At 63.9% G+C, this 18,245-nt stretch carries 18 protein-coding genes; 4 read left to right on the forward strand and 14 right to left on the reverse strand.

The window, feature by feature from the left end:
• Positions 1 to 508: 508 nt before the first annotated feature.
• Entirely contained in the window at positions 509 to 2,083 is a 1,575-nt protein-coding gene (gene gshA / locus IV091_RS01330; RefSeq protein ID WP_293464183.1) for a glutamate--cysteine ligase, read from the forward strand.
• A gap of 78 nt (positions 2,084 to 2,161) precedes the next feature.
• Here gshA and IV091_RS01335 read toward each other — a convergent pair whose 3' ends face one another.
• Both IV091_RS01335 and IV091_RS01340 read right to left on the reverse strand, forming a co-directional pair.
• Positions 2,162 to 2,371 carry an oxidoreductase-like domain-containing protein gene (locus IV091_RS01335; RefSeq protein ID WP_293464185.1) on the reverse strand — a complete coding sequence of 70 codons (210 nt, stop codon included), beginning with the start codon at positions 2,369 to 2,371 and terminating at the stop codon, positions 2,162 to 2,164.
• Positions 2,372 to 2,389: 18 nt separating this feature from the next.
• Positions 2,390 to 2,659 (reverse strand): hypothetical protein, encoded by a 270-nt coding sequence (locus IV091_RS01340; protein WP_293464187.1) that lies wholly within the window; start codon positions 2,657 to 2,659, stop codon positions 2,390 to 2,392.
• Between the two features lie 199 nt (positions 2,660 to 2,858).
• Between IV091_RS01340 and ylqF the strand changes: the two genes are divergently transcribed.
• Complete coding sequence (ylqF, locus tag IV091_RS01345) at positions 2,859 to 3,818, forward strand: ribosome biogenesis GTPase YlqF (RefSeq protein WP_293464189.1); 960 nt, start codon at positions 2,859 to 2,861, stop codon at positions 3,816 to 3,818.
• A gap of 20 nt (positions 3,819 to 3,838) precedes the next feature.
• Here ylqF and IV091_RS01350 read toward each other — a convergent pair whose 3' ends face one another.
• The 12 genes from IV091_RS01350 to IV091_RS01405 form a co-directional block, all read right to left on the reverse strand.
• Positions 3,839 to 4,834 carry a D-glycerate dehydrogenase gene (locus tag IV091_RS01350; protein WP_293464190.1) on the reverse strand — a complete coding sequence of 332 codons (996 nt, stop codon included), beginning with the start codon at positions 4,832 to 4,834 and terminating at the stop codon, positions 3,839 to 3,841.
• A 3-nt stretch (positions 4,835 to 4,837) separates the two neighbouring features.
• Positions 4,838 to 5,785, reverse strand: coding sequence for a sugar kinase (locus IV091_RS01355; protein WP_293464192.1), 948 nt, complete (start codon positions 5,783 to 5,785; stop codon positions 4,838 to 4,840).
• 19 nt (positions 5,786 to 5,804) lie between these two features.
• Positions 5,805 to 6,623 carry a TIM barrel protein gene (locus tag IV091_RS01360; RefSeq protein WP_293464194.1) on the reverse strand — a complete coding sequence of 273 codons (819 nt, stop codon included), beginning with the start codon at positions 6,621 to 6,623 and terminating at the stop codon, positions 5,805 to 5,807.
• A complete protein-coding gene (locus IV091_RS01365; protein WP_293464196.1) occupies positions 6,613 to 7,404 on the reverse strand; it encodes an amino acid ABC transporter ATP-binding protein in 792 nt (263 codons plus the stop codon). Before IV091_RS01365 ends, IV091_RS01360 begins: the two co-directional genes overlap by 11 nt.
• Positions 7,405 to 7,444: 40 nt before the next feature.
• Complete coding sequence (locus IV091_RS01370; RefSeq protein WP_293464198.1) at positions 7,445 to 8,251, reverse strand: transporter substrate-binding domain-containing protein; 807 nt, start codon at positions 8,249 to 8,251, stop codon at positions 7,445 to 7,447.
• 54 nt (positions 8,252 to 8,305) lie between these two features.
• Complete coding sequence (locus IV091_RS01375) at positions 8,306 to 8,959, reverse strand: amino acid ABC transporter permease (protein WP_293464200.1); 654 nt, start codon at positions 8,957 to 8,959, stop codon at positions 8,306 to 8,308.
• Complete coding sequence (locus tag IV091_RS01380; RefSeq protein WP_293464202.1) at positions 8,959 to 9,630, reverse strand: amino acid ABC transporter permease; 672 nt, start codon at positions 9,628 to 9,630, stop codon at positions 8,959 to 8,961. Before IV091_RS01380 ends, IV091_RS01375 begins: the two co-directional genes overlap by 1 nt.
• Before the next feature lie 169 nt (positions 9,631 to 9,799).
• Positions 9,800 to 10,879, reverse strand: a complete 1,080-nt coding sequence (locus IV091_RS01385) for a LacI family DNA-binding transcriptional regulator (protein ID WP_293464204.1) — start codon at positions 10,877 to 10,879, stop codon at positions 9,800 to 9,802.
• A gap of 103 nt (positions 10,880 to 10,982) precedes the next feature.
• Positions 10,983 to 13,508, reverse strand: coding sequence for a PAS domain S-box protein (locus IV091_RS01390; RefSeq protein ID WP_293464206.1), 2,526 nt, complete (start codon positions 13,506 to 13,508; stop codon positions 10,983 to 10,985).
• A gap of 155 nt (positions 13,509 to 13,663) precedes the next feature.
• On the reverse strand, positions 13,664 to 14,575 hold the full coding sequence (locus IV091_RS01395; RefSeq protein WP_293464207.1) for a sulfurtransferase: 912 nt from the start codon (positions 14,573 to 14,575) through the stop codon (positions 13,664 to 13,666).
• A 22-nt stretch (positions 14,576 to 14,597) separates the two neighbouring features.
• Complete coding sequence (locus tag IV091_RS01400) at positions 14,598 to 15,500, reverse strand: DMT family transporter (RefSeq protein WP_293464209.1); 903 nt, start codon at positions 15,498 to 15,500, stop codon at positions 14,598 to 14,600.
• Positions 15,501 to 15,586: 86 nt separating this feature from the next.
• Positions 15,587 to 16,717, reverse strand: coding sequence for an aromatic ring-hydroxylating dioxygenase subunit alpha (locus tag IV091_RS01405; protein ID WP_293464211.1), 1,131 nt, complete (start codon positions 16,715 to 16,717; stop codon positions 15,587 to 15,589).
• A 292-nt stretch (positions 16,718 to 17,009) separates the two neighbouring features.
• Here IV091_RS01405 and IV091_RS01410 point away from each other — a divergent pair, with 292 nt between their 5' ends.
• Entirely contained in the window at positions 17,010 to 17,255 is a 246-nt protein-coding gene (locus IV091_RS01410) for an exodeoxyribonuclease VII small subunit (RefSeq protein ID WP_293464213.1), read from the forward strand.
• Between the two features lie 47 nt (positions 17,256 to 17,302).
• A complete protein-coding gene (locus IV091_RS01415; protein WP_293464215.1) occupies positions 17,303 to 18,223 on the forward strand; it encodes a polyprenyl synthetase family protein in 921 nt (306 codons plus the stop codon).
• Positions 18,224 to 18,245: the final 22 nt, after the last annotated feature.

Here is an 18,245-nt window from a genome sequence, read left to right on the forward strand (position 1 = left end):
GGGGGGTTGTCGTGCGGGTTTTCGGCTTTAGGGGGCAGCGTTGGTGCAGATGCAGATGCAGGTGCAGGTGCAGGTGCAGGTGCAGGTGCAGGTGCAGGTGCAGGTGCCGTTGCATCGGGTGTGGGCCTGCTGAAGATTTTTTGTATCAATTTCATAATTCGTTTGAGCCTCCATGAGTAAGGGGCACAGGCGCATAAAGTCCAATTCGTCGGAAATTCCATTTGCCTTGCCTTGCGTGGCAGGCGGCTCGTGCAGATCGTAAAACACTTTTTATCGTCGTTGAGCCCGCCTGGCAAGTCAAGTCCAGTTTCTTTCTCAGGCCCTTCGGGCGTGTCCGGGGGCTAAAACTGCCTTGTATGATCAAGGCAGCAGCAGTCAGGCCTGCCACTCCAATGCGCGCAGTCCCTGGCAGACTCCAGCGCGCCATGCAGGCAAGGCCCTTGGCGTCAGCGCAAACGGCTGGCCTGTGATACCTTCCACGCCACTTCAAGAATCTGGGAACGACGAAATGACCAAGTTGCATGCGCCTGCGGGCGCGCTTTTGCAGGACCGCCTGAAAGCGCTGACTCCGGACCGGCTCAAGGGCATGCGCCGCGGTATCGAAAAGGAAAGCCTGCGCGCCCAGCCCAGCGGCGCCCTGGCACTGACGCCGCATCCGGCCGCGCTCGGCTCAGCCCTGACGCACCCGCACATCACCACCGACTTCAGCGAGTCCCAGGTCGAACTGGTGACGGACGTGCACGCCAGCCCCGAGGCCGCGCTGGAAGAACTCACGCAATTGCACCAGTTCACCTACCGCGCCATGAAGGACATGGGCGACGAAATGCTCTGGGTCTCCAGCATGCCCTGTGATTTGCCGACCGACGAGACCATTCCGATTGCCCGCTTCGGCGCGTCCAACGTCGGGCGCGCCAAAAGCGTCTACCGCATGGGCCTGAGCCACCGCTATGGCCGGCGCATGCAGACCATTTCGGGCATCCACTACAACTGGTCGCTGCCCGGCGTGACGAGCGAGCAGTACTTTGCGCTGATCCGCAATTTCCGCCGTCACGCGTTTTTGCTGCTCTACCTGTTTGGCGCATCGCCGTCCGTGTGCTCTACTTTTGTCGCCGGCCGCCAGCACGCGTTGCAGCCGCTGGCCGAAAGCACCATGTACATGCCGCACGGCACCTCGCTGCGCATGGGACGGCTGGGCTACCAGAGCGATGCGCAGGCCTCGCTGGCCGTCAGCTACAACAGCCTGGAAGGTTACGGCGCTTCCTTGCAGGATGCGCTGACGCGGCCTTACCCGCCGTATGAAAAAGTCGGCATCCGCAACCCGGGCGGCGACTACAACCAGCTGGCCACCACGCTGCTGCAGATTGAAAACGAGTTTTACGGCACCATTCGGCCCAAGCGCGTGATCCGCCAGGGTGAGCGCCCGCTGCACGCGCTGCGCGAGCGCGGCGTGGAATACGTGGAAGTGCGGTTGATGGACCTGGACCCGTTCGAGACCGTGGGCATCAATGCGCAAACCATGCGCTTCATCGATGTGTTTTTGCTGCACTGCCTGCTCAGCGAGAGCCCTGACGACACGCCGCAGGAGATCACCGAACTCAAGCACAACCAGCACCAGACGGCCGAGTGCGGCCGCCAGCCTGGCCTGCGTTTGCAGCGCGGCGGTAGTGAAGTGCCTCTGACGGTGTGGGGCACCGAGTTGGTGGCCGAGTTCGCGCCGATTGCCGCCGCGCTGGACGCCGTGCATGGCGGTACGCAGTACAGCGAGACGCTGGCCGCAGCCCAGGCTGGGTTGCGGGACGCCAGCACCTTGCCATCTGCCCGCGTGCTGGCGGCCATGGCGCAGGACTTTGACAACTCCTTTGTCCAGTTTGCCCGTGCCCAGTCCGAAAAAACGCATCTTGAACTGGAAAAATTGCCCTTGTCAGACCAGCAGTTGGCCCGCTTCACGGCGATGACCGAGGCGTCGATCCAGGCGCAAAAGCAGATTGAAGCGTCGGACACCATGCCCTTTGAGGTTTACCGCCAGCAGTATGTGTCGGCCGAGCGCCTGGGCGTGCCGGCCCCCAAGGCCATACATGCCTGAGATCCCGTTAAAATTTAAATAAAAAAGGCCTGTAGCCCAGGTTTTACGGGAGATTTTAGCTATTTTATTTATAGCAATTCAGGCGGGCAGCTGGCGCAGCGCATCTTCGCGCCAGTAGGCCACCGCGCTGTAGTAGCCTTCCCAGACACAGCCGTTGCAGCCGCGGCCGCAGCAGGTGGTGGGTTCCGGCGGTGGCGGTCGCAGGGCCACGCTGGCAGCTTGGGCGCGCTGCTGCAAGTTGTGCATGAGCGCCAGCGCGGCTTTTCGGTCGGTGGAAACGTCTGGCATGGGCCCTGGCTTGCGAACTTACGGTTTTTTGGAGGCTGCCAGGCGCCGCTTGATGTACACGCCGATGAACCCGCATCCCAGCACCAGCGAAAACCAGCCGACGACCGCGGTATTGGCCACAATGCCCTGCATGCCCGGTGACGTGATGAAATAGGGCGACACCACCACGCCCAGGCCGATCAGGATGCACAAGATCCCCTTGATCAGCACGTCGTTGTTGGCTTTGTTGTCGGCCTGGCGGCTGGCCGGGTTGTTGGGTCTGCGGGTGGGGGCTTCGGGTAAAGGCATGAGGTAGTCAATCCGTAGGGGGTGATGAGGTGATGGGCTTGCAGCTTGACGCCGCGTTTTTCAAGTCCGCTTGGCGCAATTTTCCTTCATCCCGGCGACCTGTGTGCACAGAGGATAGGCGCGGGCCGGTTTTCAGGCGGCCAGAGCGTTCACAATCCGTGCTCGTGCAGTGCAAAAAGTAAAGAAAGAACGTTCAGAGATGGCTATTCAATGGTTTCCGGGTCACATGCATTTGACCAAAAAAGCAATTCAGGAGCGCATCAAGGAAATTGATGTCGTGATCGAGCTGCTCGATGCGCGCCTGCCCGGCTCCAGCGCCAACCCGATGCTGGCCGAACTCACGGGGGCCAAGCCCGCGCTCAAGGTGCTGAACAAGCAGGACCTGGCCGACCCGGCGCGCACCGCGCTCTGGCTGGCCCACTACAACAGCCTGCCCGGCACCCGGGCCATCGGGCTGGACGCCAGCATGACGACGCCGGCCAAGGCCCTGATCGAAGCCTGCCATGCGCTGGCGCCCATGCGCGGCAGCATGGTCAAGCCGATGCGCGTGCTGATTTGCGGCATTCCCAACGTCGGCAAATCGACGCTGATCAACACGCTGACCGGCAAGCGCGTGACCAAGACCGGCGACGAGGCCGGCGTGACCAAGCTGGAGCAGCGCATTGTGCTGGCCGACGGGTTTTATCTGTGGGACACGCCCGGCATGCTGTGGCCGCGCATCATCGTCGCCAAAAGCGGCTACAACCTGGCCGCCAGCGGCGCCATTGGCCGCAACGCCTTTGAAGAAGAGGAAGTGGCGCTGGAACTGCTCGACTACCTGATCAAGGCCTACCCGGGCTTGCTGCAGGCGCGCTACAAGGTCGAGGTGCCGCCCGGCATTACCGATGAAGAACTGCTGGAAAACATTGGCCGCAAGCGCGGTGCGGTGCTGACCAAGGGCCGCATCAACCTGCAAAAGGCCGCTGAAATCGTGATCTACGAATTTCGCGCCGCCACCACCGGCCGCATCACGCTGGAAACGCCCGAAGAGTTTGCCCAGTGGCTTGCGGCGGGGCAAAAGCTGGACGCCGAGCGGCAGGTCAAGAAAGACAAGATCGAAACCAACCGGCTGATCAAGTTCAAGAAGATTCCGCGCCCGCCAAAGCCTGAAGAGACTTGAACGGTGGCGTAGCCAGAGGGCTACATCGCCGCCGCATCGAACACGGCGGCCGGCCGCTCGCCCGCCAGGGCCTGCAGCAAGTTGCTGGTCGCCAGCACGGCCATGGCGTGGCGCGTCTCAACCGTGGCCGAACCGATGTGCGGCAGGGCGGTGACCTTGGGGTGGCTGCGCAAGGGCGAATCCAGCGGCAGCGGTTCGGTGGCGAATACGTCCAGGCCGGCGGCGCGCAGGGTGCCGTGGTCCAAGGCACGGAGCAGGGCGGTTTCCTGCACGATGGCGCCGCGCGCGCCGTTGATGAAAATGGCGCCCGGCTTCATCAGCCCAAACGCGCGCTCGCCCATCAGGCCGCGCGTTTCATCGGACAGGGGCAGCACGGCCGCGACGATGTCGGCGCGCTGGAGCAGCTCATCGAGCGGCGTGTGGGTGGCTTTGCCCACCAGTTCGGGCGAGGCGGTGGCCAGGTCTACCGGGCGACGGCTGTGGTACAGCACCGGCATGCCAAAGCCCAGCGCCGCGCGCCGGGCCACGGCCTGGCCGATGCGGCCAAAGCCCAGAATGCCCAGGGTCTTGCCATGCACATCCCAGCCAAACAGGTCTTCGCCGATGTTGCGGCTCCAGCGGCCTTCGCGCACATGGCTGGCCAGCTCGACCAGACGTCGGCTGGTGGCCATGATGAGGGAAAAGATGGTGTCCGCGGTGGTTTCGGTCAGCACGCCGGGTGTGTGGCACAGCACAATGCCGCGCGCCGCCAGGGCGTCCAGGGCGTAGTTGTCGACGCCGACCGACACGCTGGAGATCACCCTGAGCTGCGGTGCCCGGGCCAGCAGCGCTTCGCCGATGGGGTAGCTGGAGCCGATCATGCCTTCGGCCGTGGCCAGCGCGGCCTCGAAGGCGGGCAGCTGCTCGGGCAGGCGCGGGTTGGCAAGGGTAACGTCATGCTGCGCCTGCAGGCGGGCCAGCTGGTCGGGCGGCAGTTCGCGAAAGACCAGTACTTTTTTGCGGATGGCGGTGCGCATCGCTTACAGCCCCGCCGCTTCAAGCTCGGCGCGGGTCGGCAGGCCTTCGCTGTCGCCCAGCACCTGCACCGCGCGTGCGCCAATCCAGGCGCCGCGCTTGACCGCCTCGGCAACGCCCAAGCCATCAAGTAGGGCGCTGATCACGCCGACCGCAAAACCGTCGCCTGCGCCCACGGTGTCAATCACCTGGTCCACCGCAAAGCCGGGAACATGGCCGCAGCCGGCGGTGGTGCTGTCGAAGTAAGCCCCCTGCGCGCCCAGCTTGACGACGACCAGCTGGGCGCCGCGCTCGCGGTAAAAGCGGGCAATGCCTTCGGCCGTGGTCTCACCGGTCAAAAACCGGCCTTCTTCCAGGCCGGGCAGCACCCAGTCGGCGCGCGTGGCCAGGTCGTTGATGGCTTGGCGCATCAGTTCGGGGCTGGCCCACAGCGTGGGGCGCAGGTTGGGGTCGAACGACACGCTGCGGCCGGCGGCACGCATCAGGTCCATGGTGGTGCGGGCGGCGGGCAGGGTGCTGGCCGAAATGGCCGCAAACACGCCGGTGGCATGCAGGTGCCGGGCCGACAGCAGCCAGGCCTGGTCAATGTCGGCCGCGCTCATGTGGCTGGCGGCCGAACCCTGGCGGTGGTATTCAACCTGCGGGTCGCTGCCATCAAGCACCTTGCCCTTGAACTGGAAGCCGGTTTTTTGCGATGGATCGGATACGACGTGCGAGCAGTCGATGCCTTCTTGTTTCATCGCGGCCAGCAAATAGCGGCCCATGGAATCGGTGCCCAGGCGGCTGCCCCAGCCCACCTTCAGGCCCAGCCGCGCCAGGCCGATGGCGACATTGGTTTCAGCGCCGGCGGTGCGCTTGAAGAAGGTTTCGGCCTGTTCCAGCGGGCCGGGCCGGTCGGCGACCAGCAGCATCATGGCTTCGCCAAAGGTGATCACGTCCAGGGCGCGGGTCATAAAATTCTCTTGTGGTGATTCAGGTAGAAAGGCAAGCGCGGCCTGCCATGCTGGCGGCGACGCTGCGCAACTGGTCGATTTCCCGGCGTGTCACCGCGAGCAGGTCGTCGCCTATCAGCGGGTATTCAATCGCCCAGGGCACATCGGCCGGCAGGGCGCGCAGCACGGCGCGCCAGGGCGCACTCGATTCGGCCAGCGGCACGGCAACCCAGCGCTGCGGCTGGCGCTGCACGCCCTTGCAGTGCACGTAGCGCACCTGCGGCGCCAGCGCGCTGGCGGCCTGCAGCGGGCATTCGCCGGTCCAGTGCCAGTTGCCCATGTCGAAGGTCATGCCCAGGAAAACCCCCTGGCCATTGGCGACGCTGAAGAAGTCTTGCAATGCGGGCAAGGTGCCGGCGGCCGGCGTCTGGTCGTTCTCGATCACCAGCTCGACCTTGGCCGCGTCCAGCTGGTCCTGCAATGCTGCGAGCGTGTGGTGGGACGCCGGGCCGAAGCCGCCCATCGCCATTTTCAGCCGGGGTGCGCCCAGCGCCCTGGCGGCGGCCAGCGCGCCTTCCAGTGCGGCAGTATCCAGCGTGCCGTCGGCGGCCCAGAGGTCGTCGGCGCTCGAATACACCACGCGCAGGCCGGCGCTGCGCACGGTCCGGGCAATCGCCGGGAGTTCGCTGGTCGCATCGACCAGCAGTTCGCTGCGCACTTCCACCCCCTCGGCGCCGGCCGCATGGCTGAGCTCGGTAAACCAGCGCTGGCCGTGGCGGCGCACCTCGGCGGCGCCAAACGCCGTCAGGGAAATCAGGATGGGCGGCGCGGCCGTGGTGGCTATAACGTCAGTGGGCATGTTGCGAATTCAGAATCTGGCCCAGGAAATTGCGGGTGGTTTCATGCTGCGGGTTGCTGAAGAACTGCTGTGGCGGTGCCTGCTCGATGATCTTGCCTTCGGCCATGAAGATCACGCGGTCGGCCACGCTGCGGGCAAAACCCATTTCGTGGGTCACGCACAGCATGGTCATGCCGTCGTCGGCCAGGCTGATCATGGTGTCCAGCACTTCCTTGACCATTTCGGGGTCAAGCGCCGAGGTGGGCTCGTCAAACAGCATGATCTTGGGCGTCATGCACAGGGCTCTGGCAATTGCCACGCGCTGCTGCTGGCCGCCCGACAGCTGGCTCGGGTATTTCCTGGCCTGCTCGGGAATGCGCACCCGCGTCAGGTATTTCATCGCGATGGTTTCGGCTTCTTCCGGGCTCAGGCCGCGCGAGCGCATGGGCGCCAGCATGCAGTTCTGCAAAATCGTCAGGTGCGGAAACAGGTTGAACTGCTGGAACACCATGCCGACTTCCTGGCGCACTGAATCGACGTTTTTGCCGCCGGCCGTCAGGTCGATGCCGTCGACCACGATGCGGCCTTTCTGCACGGTTTCCAGCCGGTTGATGCAGCGGATCAGCGTGGACTTGCCCGAGCCCGACGGCCCGCAGACCACTATCCGTTCCCCGGCCACGACGTTCAGGTTGATGTTGGTCAGCACCTGGAACTTGCCATACCATTTGTCCACCGCGTCAATGCGGATGATAGGTTCGGCGCCGGTGTCTGCCGGGGTGGGGGAATGGATTGCGTCTGTCATGAAATCACCGTGGTGCGTCGGGGTATGGGGGTGTCGGGGCTTACTGCAGTTTTGGCAGGTCGGTTTCGAGCCACTTGCGGTACAGCTTGTTGAGCTCGCCGTTGGCCGTGTTGCGGGCCACGAAGTCGTCCACGGTTTTCAGCAACTCGGACTGGCCGGGGCGCATGGCCACGGCCATGACCTGCTGGCGCAGCAAAAACTTGTTTTCAAAGCTGTTGGCCGGCGCGCGCTTTTCAATCTGCGCGGCCACCGTGGTCGAGCAGCCGATCGCGTCCACCTGGCCAGACATCAAGGCCTGCATGGCCGATGCGTCGTCGTCGAAGCGGCGGATCTCGGTGCCCTCAGGCGCCACGGCCGTCAGCGCCACATCTTGCGTGCTGGCGCGGGCAACACCCACGCGTTTTCCCTTCAGGTCGGCGGCGGTTTTGATGCCGGCCTTCTTGTCGCCGTAGACCACGATGCTGGCGGCGGCATAGGGCTTGGAGAACTGGACCTGCTTGGCGCGCTCAGGCGTGACGGCCAGCGAGGCGACCAGCAGATCAACCTTGTTGGTCAGCAGGAAGGGGATGCGGTTGGGGCCGGTCACGGGCACCAGGTTGAGCTTTAGCCCCAAGTCCTTGGCCAGCAGGCGCGCCACATCGGCGTCGTAGCCGTCAGGCTGGTTGCTGCTGTTGATGGTGCCGTAGGGCGGAAAGTCCACCAGCATGCCGATGGTCAGCTCGCCTTTTTTCTTGATGTCTGCCACTGACTGGGCACTGGCGGCGGGCGCCCAGGCTGACAAGGTGGCAGCCAGACCCAGGGCCAGGGCAGTGCCCGTGAATACGCGGCGTTGCAGATGCTTGATCATGTGAAGTCTCCGGTTGGTGGTGAAAAAGTGCAGGGTGAAAATGGGGGGGGCTGCTCAGCGGGCCAGCGCTGCGGCATGCCGGCGCTCCATGCGCGCGGCCAGAAAAGACAGCGGCCAGCACAGCGCAAAGTAGATCGCGGCGACCACGCTGAACACGATGAGCGGCTGGAAGGTGGCGTTGTTGATGATCTGCCCGGTGCGGGTGATTTCGGCAAAACCAATGATGGCCGCCAGCGAGGTGCCCTTGATGATCTGCACCATGTAGCCCACGGTGGGCGCCAGCGCAATCTTGAAGGCCTGCGGCAGCACGATGTCGCGCATCCGGTAGAAGTACGACAGGCTGAGCGCCTGCGCCGCCTCGACCTGGCCGCCGGGAACGGCCTGAATGCAGCCGCGCCAGATTTCGCCCAGGAAGGCGCTGCTGTTCAAAATCAGCGCCACGCCCGCCGCCACCCAGGGGTTGATGTCAAAGCCCAGCACCGGCGCGCCAAAAAACACCAGGAACAGCTGCAGCAGCAGCGGCGTGCCCTGGAAAATCTGGATAAAGCCGCCCGACAGCACACGCGCTGCGGCGTTGTCGGAGGTGCGGCTCAGCGCGATGACCAGGCCGCCTATCGCGCCGCCAATGAAGGCGATCATTGACAGCGCCACGGTCCACTTGGCCGCTTCAAGGATGAACAGAAATTCGGGAAAGCCAAAGGTACGCATTACCGACGGTCCGGGTAGTTGAGGCTGAGCCGGAAGATCACCCGGAACAGCGCTGAAAAGGAAAGTGCCAGCAGCAAATAGATGCCGGCGACGACGATGTAGATCTCAAAGCTGCGAAAGGTTTGCGACTGCAGGTTGGCGGCGACCGAGGTCAGGTCCTCGGCTGAAATGGCCGACACCACGGCAGAGCTGAGCATCAGCAAAATGAACTGGCTGGTGAGCGCCGGGTAGACGGCGCGCAGCGCGGGTTTCAGGATCACAAAGCGGAATATTTCGTAGCGCTTGAGGTTGAGTGCCAGGCCCGCTTCAATCTGCCCCTTGGGAATCGATTCAATCCCGGCGCGAATGATCTCGGTGGCATACGCGCCCAGGTTGATCACCATGGCGATCAGGGCCGCGGTGTAGGCCGACCAGCGCAAACCCAGCGCGGGCAGCGCGAAAAAGAAAAAGAACAGCTGCACCAGGAAGGGCGTGTTGCGGATCAGCTCGATGTAGGCGTTGATCAGCAGGCGCAGCGGACGGGGCCCGGCGGTCTTGCCCCAGGCGCAAAAAATCGCCAGCACCAGCCCGAACAGCATGGCCAGCAGCGACAGCTGGAGCGTGTTCAACGTGCCTTTGAGCAGCAGCGGCCAGGCTGCAAAGACGTCACCGAATTGAAATGTGTAGTTCATGGCGGGGTGCGGGTCGGGATGCCGGGTCGGCGCCCCTGGTTTGAATCACGGTTACGGGTACAAAATTTTTTGAGGCAGGGGCTTCGGCGAGGCTTTTTCGGGGCAACTATGAAACCGGTTTCAGTCAATTATAAAACCAGCCCTGCGTGCGCTGTCATCATGGAAAACCCTAGGTCGAGCCGGAGGAGGCCAGGGGAAAGGCGGACGATCCGCGCGGCACCAGCCGGCCCGACAGCAGAATCTGGCGCGGCGGCAGGTCCAGCCCCTTGAGGCGCTCGATCAGGCAGCCTGCGGCGAGCCGGCCCAGTTCGTCGGTCGGCTGGGCGATGGTGCTCAGGCCCGGGCCTACATAGGGCGACCACTCGGTTTCGTCAAAGCCCACCAGCCCCAGGTCGGCGCCAAAGCGCCAGCCCAGTCGTGCCATGGCGGCCACCACCCGCAAGGTGACCACGGCGTTGCTGGAGATCACGCCCGGCGGGCGGGCGCCAGCACGCTGGCGCAAGCGGCGCAGTGCGTTGTCCAGGCCTTCGGTGTCTTCTTGCGGCGCTTCAAACGTCTCGCCATGCAGGCCGGGCGTGCGGTCCGGGTCTGCGGCCGATTCGCGGATGAAGCTGTGAAAGGCCGCCTCGCGCTCCATGCGCGAGCTCACGGCACTGATAGGCTCCGACACAAACAGCAGTTCGCGGTAGCCGGCCTCTACCAGGTGGCGGGCGCCCAGCCGCACCGCGCCTGCGTTGTCGAGCGAAACAAAGTCGGCCTGCATCCCGGCATGGCGCCGGTCCACCAGCACCACGGGCTTGCCGTGGCGCGCGGCGTCCGCGGCGGCGCCGGCATCATGGCCCAGCGTGTTCAGGATAAAGCCCTCCACCTGGTAGGCGGCCAGTGCTTCGATGGCTTCACGCTCGCGCCGGCTGTCGTTGCCCAGATTGAACAGCATCAGCAGGTAACCGGCTTGCTGGCAGGCTTTTTCGGCGCCGCGCAGCACCGCCACCGAAAACGGATTGGTCACGTCGGCCACCACCAGGCCAATCAGCCGCGAGCGGCCGCGCTTGAGTGCCTGCGCCATCGGGCTAGGGCTGTAGGCCAGCGCGGCAATGGCGACTTCCACCCGGGTGGCGATCTCGGGCGTGAGCAGCTTGTCGCGGTGGTTCAGGAAGCGCGATACGGTGGCTTTGGAGACGCCGGCCTCGCGCGCAACGTCGGCGATGGTGGCGCGGGCAGCGGGTTGCGTCAATTTTTTGGCGGGCATCTGTGCGGGCGCAAGGAAATGGGTGCGGGTACGGCAGAATTAGCCGTGATTTGTGAAACCAGTTTCAGTGGATGGTAGCACCAGTCTTTGGTGAAAATCCGGTTCATGCAACCATGGGTGAGCGCGGGTTGAACGAGAAGTAAAAGCAGGCGCCCGCGCCTTCGATGGACTCGCCGCGTATCGTGCCGCCGTGGCGTTCCAGAATGCGGTGCACGGTCGCCAGACCAATGCCGCTGCCTTCGAATTCCTCGTCCTGGTGCAGTCTGTGAAAGGGCTTGAACAGGTTGTCGGAGTAGGCCATGTTGAAGCCGGCACCGTTGTCGCGCACAAACAGCATCTTGCGTCCGTCCTCGTGGTCAGCCAGGACGCCGAAGCCGATGTGCGCATCGCTGCGCTCGCGTGAGTATTTCCAGGCGTTGCCAATCAGGTTTTCCAGAATGATGCGGGCGAGCTTGCTGTCGCAGTGGGCGCTGACGCCGGGCTCAATACTGATTTGGACCTGGCGCTGCGGATCGCGCAGCCGCTGCTGCTCGACGACCTGCTGCGCGAGCCCGCTGAGATCGACGGGCTCTGGCACCAGCTTGCCCTTGCTGACCTGCGCCAACGCCAGCAGGTCATGGATCAATTCGTGCATTCGCACGACGTTGACCCGGACACGGTCGAACAGGCGCTCTTCCTCTTCACTCAGCCGGCCTTTGAGCCTGCGTGCCAGCAGCACGCTGAAGCCTTCAATGCTGCGCAGTGGCGACTGCAGGTCGTGCGATACCGAGTAGCTGAAGGATTCGAGCTCCGCATTGGTGGCCTGGAGTTGTTCGGTGCGCTCGGCGACGCGTTGCTCCAGTGTTTCGTTCAGCCGCTGGATCTCGCGGTCGCGCCGCAGCCGCATGAGTTCCGCGGTGGTGCGGCTGGCAAAAATCTGCATCAGCGCATTGCGGTCTGGTGACGGGGGCTGGGCTTTGCGCCACAAGGCGTTGACGATGCCGATGGCGGTGCCGTCCGCATCGCGCAGCGCCGCGCCCGCGTAGGCCTCGTAGCCGCCATCCGCCAGGAATTGGTCTTGCGGAAACAGCTGTTGCACACCGTCGTCATAGGTACACAGGTCGCCCTGTTCGAGGGCGATGTTGCAGGGCGTGCCGGACAGCGCGTAGCTGATGTTGGGTTGCAGCACGCCGTCCTGGAGCATGGATAGCGAGATGACGCTGTGGTCGCCCGACATCTCGCCCAGCATCACCAGATCGGCGCCCAACGCCTTGCCCAGGTTTTGCACCACAGAGCGAAAGAAGGCTTCACTGGTTTCTGCCGACAGGCCTTTGGCCATGTCCACCAGGAGGGCTTCCCGGCGTTTTTGCTCGGTGGTGTTGATGGTGGAACTCAGCACACAGGGCTCGCCCCCGATCTCCACAATCACCGCCCACATCCGGCAGTCGATCATGCTGCCGTCCTTGTGGCGCATCTGCGTTTCGAGGCCTTCCACCTGGCTTTGCGTGCGCAGCTTGCTGATGAACTGCTGGCGCGCGGCCTCATCGCGCCAGGCACCCATCTCCACCGAGGTGCGGCCAATCAGTTCCGCAGCGCTCAGGCCCTGCACCCGGTCCTTGGCGGCATTGACGGCCAGGAATTTCCCGTCGGCAACCCGCGTGATGGTCATGTTGATGGGGCTGAAATCAAATGCCTTTGAAAACAGCTCGGCCGACTGGCGTGCCGCCTGCCGGGCCTGGGTTTCAGCGGTGGCGTCGGTGATGGTGGACACCACGATGCGCTCCGGGCCGACGCCCTCGATCTCGCTTGAGAGCAGGACACTGAGCCGTCGGCCATCCTTGGCCAGCGTCTCTATCGGGAGATTGATCACGCGGCCAGCCTCGGCCATCTTGCGCTGCAACGCCTTGCGGGTCTCGGGCTTGTCCCACAACACCGCGTCGGTACCCCCTATGAATTCGTCACGCGAATAGTCATAAAGACGCTCGAATGCGGGGTTGACGTCCAGCACGGTCATGTCCTCGAGCGCTTGTACGATGATGGCGGCCGGGCTGCTGCGAAAGATGCGGCTGTACCGGTCTTCACTGAGGCGCAGCGCATACTCGGCCTGCTCGCGTCGTTTCAGTTCGGCTTGTTGCTCATGCATTGCCCGCACGATCAGCTGGCGGCTGGCGTAGACGCCGACGGCGATGCCGCTCAGTATCAGCGTGTGGACCATCCACGAGGCCGGGTCCACGCTGAAATCCGGTGTGCCAAGCCAGCCGGATTTTTCGGCCCATGTCAGTGCCGCCAGCGTGGTTGCGCAGAGCGTCACCGTCATCACCAGCGCTCTTTTTCCCAGTGTCATGCCGGCCAGCACCACGGCCGCTGCAAAGCCCATCACCATGGCGCTGCGTGTCGAGCCGTAGGCGATGATGCTTGCGGCAGAGCGGGCGATCAGGGAAAAAATCAGCAGGTAGCAGGCGCCGTCATAAAAGCCGCGGCGCAGCAGGCTGTACGCCAGGCCCGTGACCAGCAGGGAGACCGTCACAATGACGATTTGCTGGCTGGCGCTTTTGTGCACCACCGATACGCCCAGGGCTGCGCTCACAATCAGCAGCAGCAGCATCAGCAGCTGCAAAACCAGCAGCAGCAGCACCAACGACCGGATCATGAGAAAGGAACGCTTTTGCGTCAGATCTTCAGCCTGCAAACCAGCCGATCTGGAAAACTCGGAGGCGCTGTTCAGCATAGTTGATGGTCGTTTGGATACATGGACGGACGCGTTTTAACGTGCTGGATCACGCCAGGGCGTGGGCTTCTTCTTGTCTAGCCTTTCTCCACCGGCCGCCCCGGGTCGCTGCACCAGTCGCTCCAGCTGCCGGCATACAGCGCCGTGGGCCCCAGGCCGGCGACTTCCATGGCGATCAGGTTGGGCACGGCGCTGACGCCGCTGCCGCAGTGGTGCACCACGGAGGCAGGATCGCGCCCGCCCAGCAGGGCCTCGAACTCGGCTTTGAGCTGCGCTGCGGGTTTGAACTTGCCGTCGGACCCTATGTTTTCAACGAAAGGACGGTTGAGCGCGCCGGGAATATGGCCCGCCACCGGGTCCAGCGGCTCGACCTCCCCCCTGAAGCGCGGCGCGGCGCGCGCATCCACCAGTGTCTGGGCCGGCCGCCCGAGCTGGCGGGAAATGGTGTCGGCATCGATCAGCGTGGCCAGCGGCGGCGCCAGCATGAAGCTGGCCTGGAAGTGGGCCGGCTCTTCGCCCCGGGCCACAGCGCCGCCTGCGGCTTGCCAGGCCTGCAGTCCGCCATCCAGCACCGCCACGTTGCGGTGGCCGGCCCACTTGAGCATCCACCACAGGCGGCCGCAGTAGTTGGCGCCGTTTCGGTCATAGACCACGGCCTGCATGTCGTTGGAAAAACCGACGCTGGAAAGCCAGATGGCAAATTTCTCGCGCGTGGGCAGCGGATGGCGACCGCCTGACGCGGGGGCGTCGATGCCGGTGGCCGGGATCACGCTTTCGGCGCCGATTTTCGATGGATTGATGCCGTGCCTGGCGCTGAGCGCAGTGTCCAGGTCCGCGTAAACGGCGCCAGGAATGTGGGACGCCAGAAACTGCTGCTTGCCGGCATGCGGCTGCATCAGCTCAAAGCTGCAGTCAAACACGCGCAAAGGCTGGCCGCTGGCCATCAGCGCCTGCAACTGTTCGGCGGAAATCAGGGTGGTGTAGGTCATCTTGGGATCCTTGGGTCGCGGCTCAGTGTTCTTCGGCGGGGGCATTCGGTGCGGCGCGTGCCCGCAGTACGGTGGCGGCAATGGCGCTGACGATGATGAGCGCCATGCCGGCCCAGCCCAGCAGCGGGATATTGTCGCCAAATACCAGCAGGCCATACAGGGCTGAAAAAACAATGCCGGCGTACTGCAGGTTGGCCACCATCAGTGTGGCGCTGTGATTTTTGGACATGGCATAGGCGCGCGTCATGCACAGCTGGCCCAGTGCGGCCAGCAGGCCCAGCGGCGGCAGCCACAGCGCGTGCCGCCAGCTCCAGGGCGACAGGCCCGTGAACAGCATACCGAGCGCACCGGCCACGGCGGTGCCGACGGCAAAGTAAAAAACAGTGCGCGTTTCAGGCTCGCCCATGCGTGAAATGGCCATGACCTGCATATAGGCAAAGGCGGCGCCCAGGCCCGACATCAGCCCGATCAGGCCGGCAAACATCTGGTTCTGGTCCATGGCGGGTCGCAGCAGCATCACGACACCGGCAAAGCTGGACAAAATAGCCAGCACCAGCGGCCCCTGGCTCGGTCCTTTTTGGCCGGATTTTCCCAGCATCAGCGCGCCGCCCACCAGAAAAGCGGCAATCCAGACGCTGCTCATGTAGTTGAGCGTCATGGCGGTGGCCAGCGGCAGGTGGGCAATCGCGTAAAACCAGGCCGACAGCGACACCACGCCAATGACGCTGCGCCAGGCGTGCATGGCTGGCAAGGCGGTGCGCAGGGAGGTGCCGCACACGTGCGCATAAGCGGCCATCAGCACAATGCCCACCACGCCCCGGTAAAAAACCAGCTCGGCGCTGTTGAAATACCCGGAAGCTATCTTGACCACCACCCCCATGGAGGCAAAGAAGAAGGAGGAAAGAAGCATCCAGACAGCTTGCATCGCGCGGAATTTTTCAAGTTAAAAGTGGTTCTAGCCGTTTACTATTCGATATTTTCTGCTATTAAATATATAGCGAGTCTTGGGTGCTAGATCATTTGCGTGGTTTTGCTGGCGCCCATTTCACGGCGATACCACTCGTGAAAGTGCTGCATGCCGTCTTCCATGGGGCTCTGGTACGGGCCAAACTCGTTGTCACCGCGCAGCATCAGCGCCTTGCGGCCGGCGTCCATGCGCAGCGCGAGTTCGTCGTCTTCGACGCAGGTTTCCATGTAGGCGGCCTGCTGCGCTTCAATGAACTCGCGCTCGAAGGCGCAGATTTCCTCGGGGTAGAAAAACTCCACCACATTGAGGGTCTTGTCGGGTCCCTGCGGGTGCAGCGTGCTGACCACCAGCGTGTGCGGATACCACTCCACCATCACATGCGGGTAATAGGTGAGCCAGATCGCGCCGTATTTGGGGGGCGCGCCCTTGCGGTATTGCAGCACCACGTCATGCCACTTCTTGTAGGTGTCGGTGCCGGGCTTGCCCAGCTTGTCGGACACGCCCACGGTCTGCACCGAATAGTGCGGGCTCAAGTCCCAGCGCAGGTCGTCGGTAGTGACAAAGCCGCCCAGCCCGGGGTGGAACGGGCCGACGTGGTAGTCCTCCAGGTAGACCTCGATGAAGGTTTTCCAGTTGTAGTTGCATTCGTGAAAATGCACCTTGTCGAGCTGATAGCCGGCAAAGTCCAGGTCGGCCATGTGGCCGGTGTTCTGGCCCAAAGACGCCATTTCGGCGGCAATGTCGCGGCCATTGTCCTCAAAAATCAGGCCGTTCCAGCTTGTGGTCTTGTAGCGGTTCAGGTTCAGGCAGGGGTCCACCAGGAAGTGCGGCGCACCTATCAACTCGCCCGAGGTGTTGTAGGTCCAGCGGTGCAAGGGGCAAACAATGTTGCTGCCGGTGTTGCCGCGGCCCTGCAGCATGGTCGACTGGCGATGGCGGCAAACGTTGGAGATCAGCTCGATGCCCGAGGCGTTGCGCACCAGCGCACGGCCATCCCCTTCGTGGGCCAGCGCGTAGTAGTCGCCCAGGTTGGGCACGGCCAGTTCGTGGCCCAGGTAACGCGGCCCGCGCGCAAACAGCTTTTGCTGCTCCCGCTGGTAGAGGCCGGCATCAAAATAGCTGGAGATCGGGAGCTGGCTGGTGGCCTGCAGTAAACGAAGGCTTGGATCAGGCATGCGAAGTAAGTGAACAGGCCGCCGCAGCAGGCTTTGGAGGCAGTGGGTTGGGACGATGAACAATCAGGCTGAACGGGCAGCCTGCATGGGTAAGCAATACCTCAAGCTTTTTCAGTGCCAGCCCGCTTCAGGCGAAGAAGGACGGGCGGCCGGAGAAGATTTTGACCGAGTGTACCTGCGCGGCCCGGCTGTCGGGGGCCTGTCAGAGGGCCACTCCATAATGGGGCGGCAAGCCCGCGCAGCGCCGGCGATCCCCGCAACGGCCTAAAATCAGCCCTCACTTTAAATAACCATGGCTAAAAGTTCTACTTCATCCGCATCCACCCCGGCGTTGCCTGCCACCTACGAAGCCGCACTGCAGGAGCTCGAAGCGCTGGTGGCCAGCCTGGAGTCGGGCCAGTTGCCGCTGGACCAGTTGCTGACCGGTTACCAGCGCGGCGCGCAACTGCTGAAGTTTTGCCGGGACAAGCTCGAAGCGGTGGAAACCCAGATCAAGGTGCTGGAAGGCACGGAGCTCAAGCCCTGGGTGCAAGAGTAAAAGCTTTAGGAATTGTCAGCGCCACCTACCGCGCAAGAGAGCATCGATTGAACGCCCCTGAAAAATTTCCCCTTTTTGCGCTGAGCGCCTGGAGCGCACAGCAACTGGCCAACGTGGAGCAGGCCTTGTCCCTCTGGGTCGCCGGTCCGGCGGCGGGCCCGGCGCCTGCCGATTTGTGCGAGGCCATGCGCTATGCCGTGCTGGACGGCGGCAAGCGCCTGCGCCCGCTGCTGGTGCTGGCAGCCTCCGAGGCCGTTAACGGTAACGGCCAGGCCGCGTTGCGCGCAGCCTGCGCGGTTGAACTGATTCATGCGTATTCACTGGTTCACGACGACATGCCCTGCATGGACAACGACGTGCTGCGCCGTGGCAAGCCCACGGTGCACGTCCGGTTTGGCCAGGCTCAGGCGATGCTGGCCGGTGATGCGCTGCAGGCGCTGGCGTTCGAGCTGCTCACCCCAGAGGACGCGTCGGTTGCCGCGGCCACGCAGGCGCGCCTGTGCCGCATGCTGGCGCAGGCGGCGGGTTTTCAGGGCATGGCGGGCGGGCAGGCGATAGACCTGGCCAGCGTCGGCCGGCCGCTGACGTCGGACCAGTTGCACTACATGCACCGCCTGAAGACCGGCGCGCTGCTGCAGGCCAGCGTGATGATGGGGGCGGCTTGCGGCGCTGCCACGCTGGCGGCACAAAATGCGCTGCGCGATTACGGCGCGGCAGTGGGCCTGGCGTTCCAGGTGGTCGACGACATTCTGGATGTCACCGCCGACTCGGCCACGCTGGGGAAAACCGCCGGCAAGGACGCCGCCCAGGACAAGCCCACCTTTGTGTCGCTGATGGGATTGCAGGCCTCCAGGGACTACGCACAGCAGCTGCTGGCGCATGCGCTGGCCAGCCTTGACGCCAGCGGGCTCGAAAACACCCATGCCTTGCAGGCGCTGGCCGACATGCTGGTCAACCGCCAGCATTAGCCACGCGCCAGCAGGCCTCGTC

It is taken from the genome of Polaromonas sp., from assembly GCF_018780625.1.
In the GTDB taxonomy this organism is placed as follows: Bacteria; Pseudomonadota; Gammaproteobacteria; order Burkholderiales; family Burkholderiaceae_C; genus Polaromonas.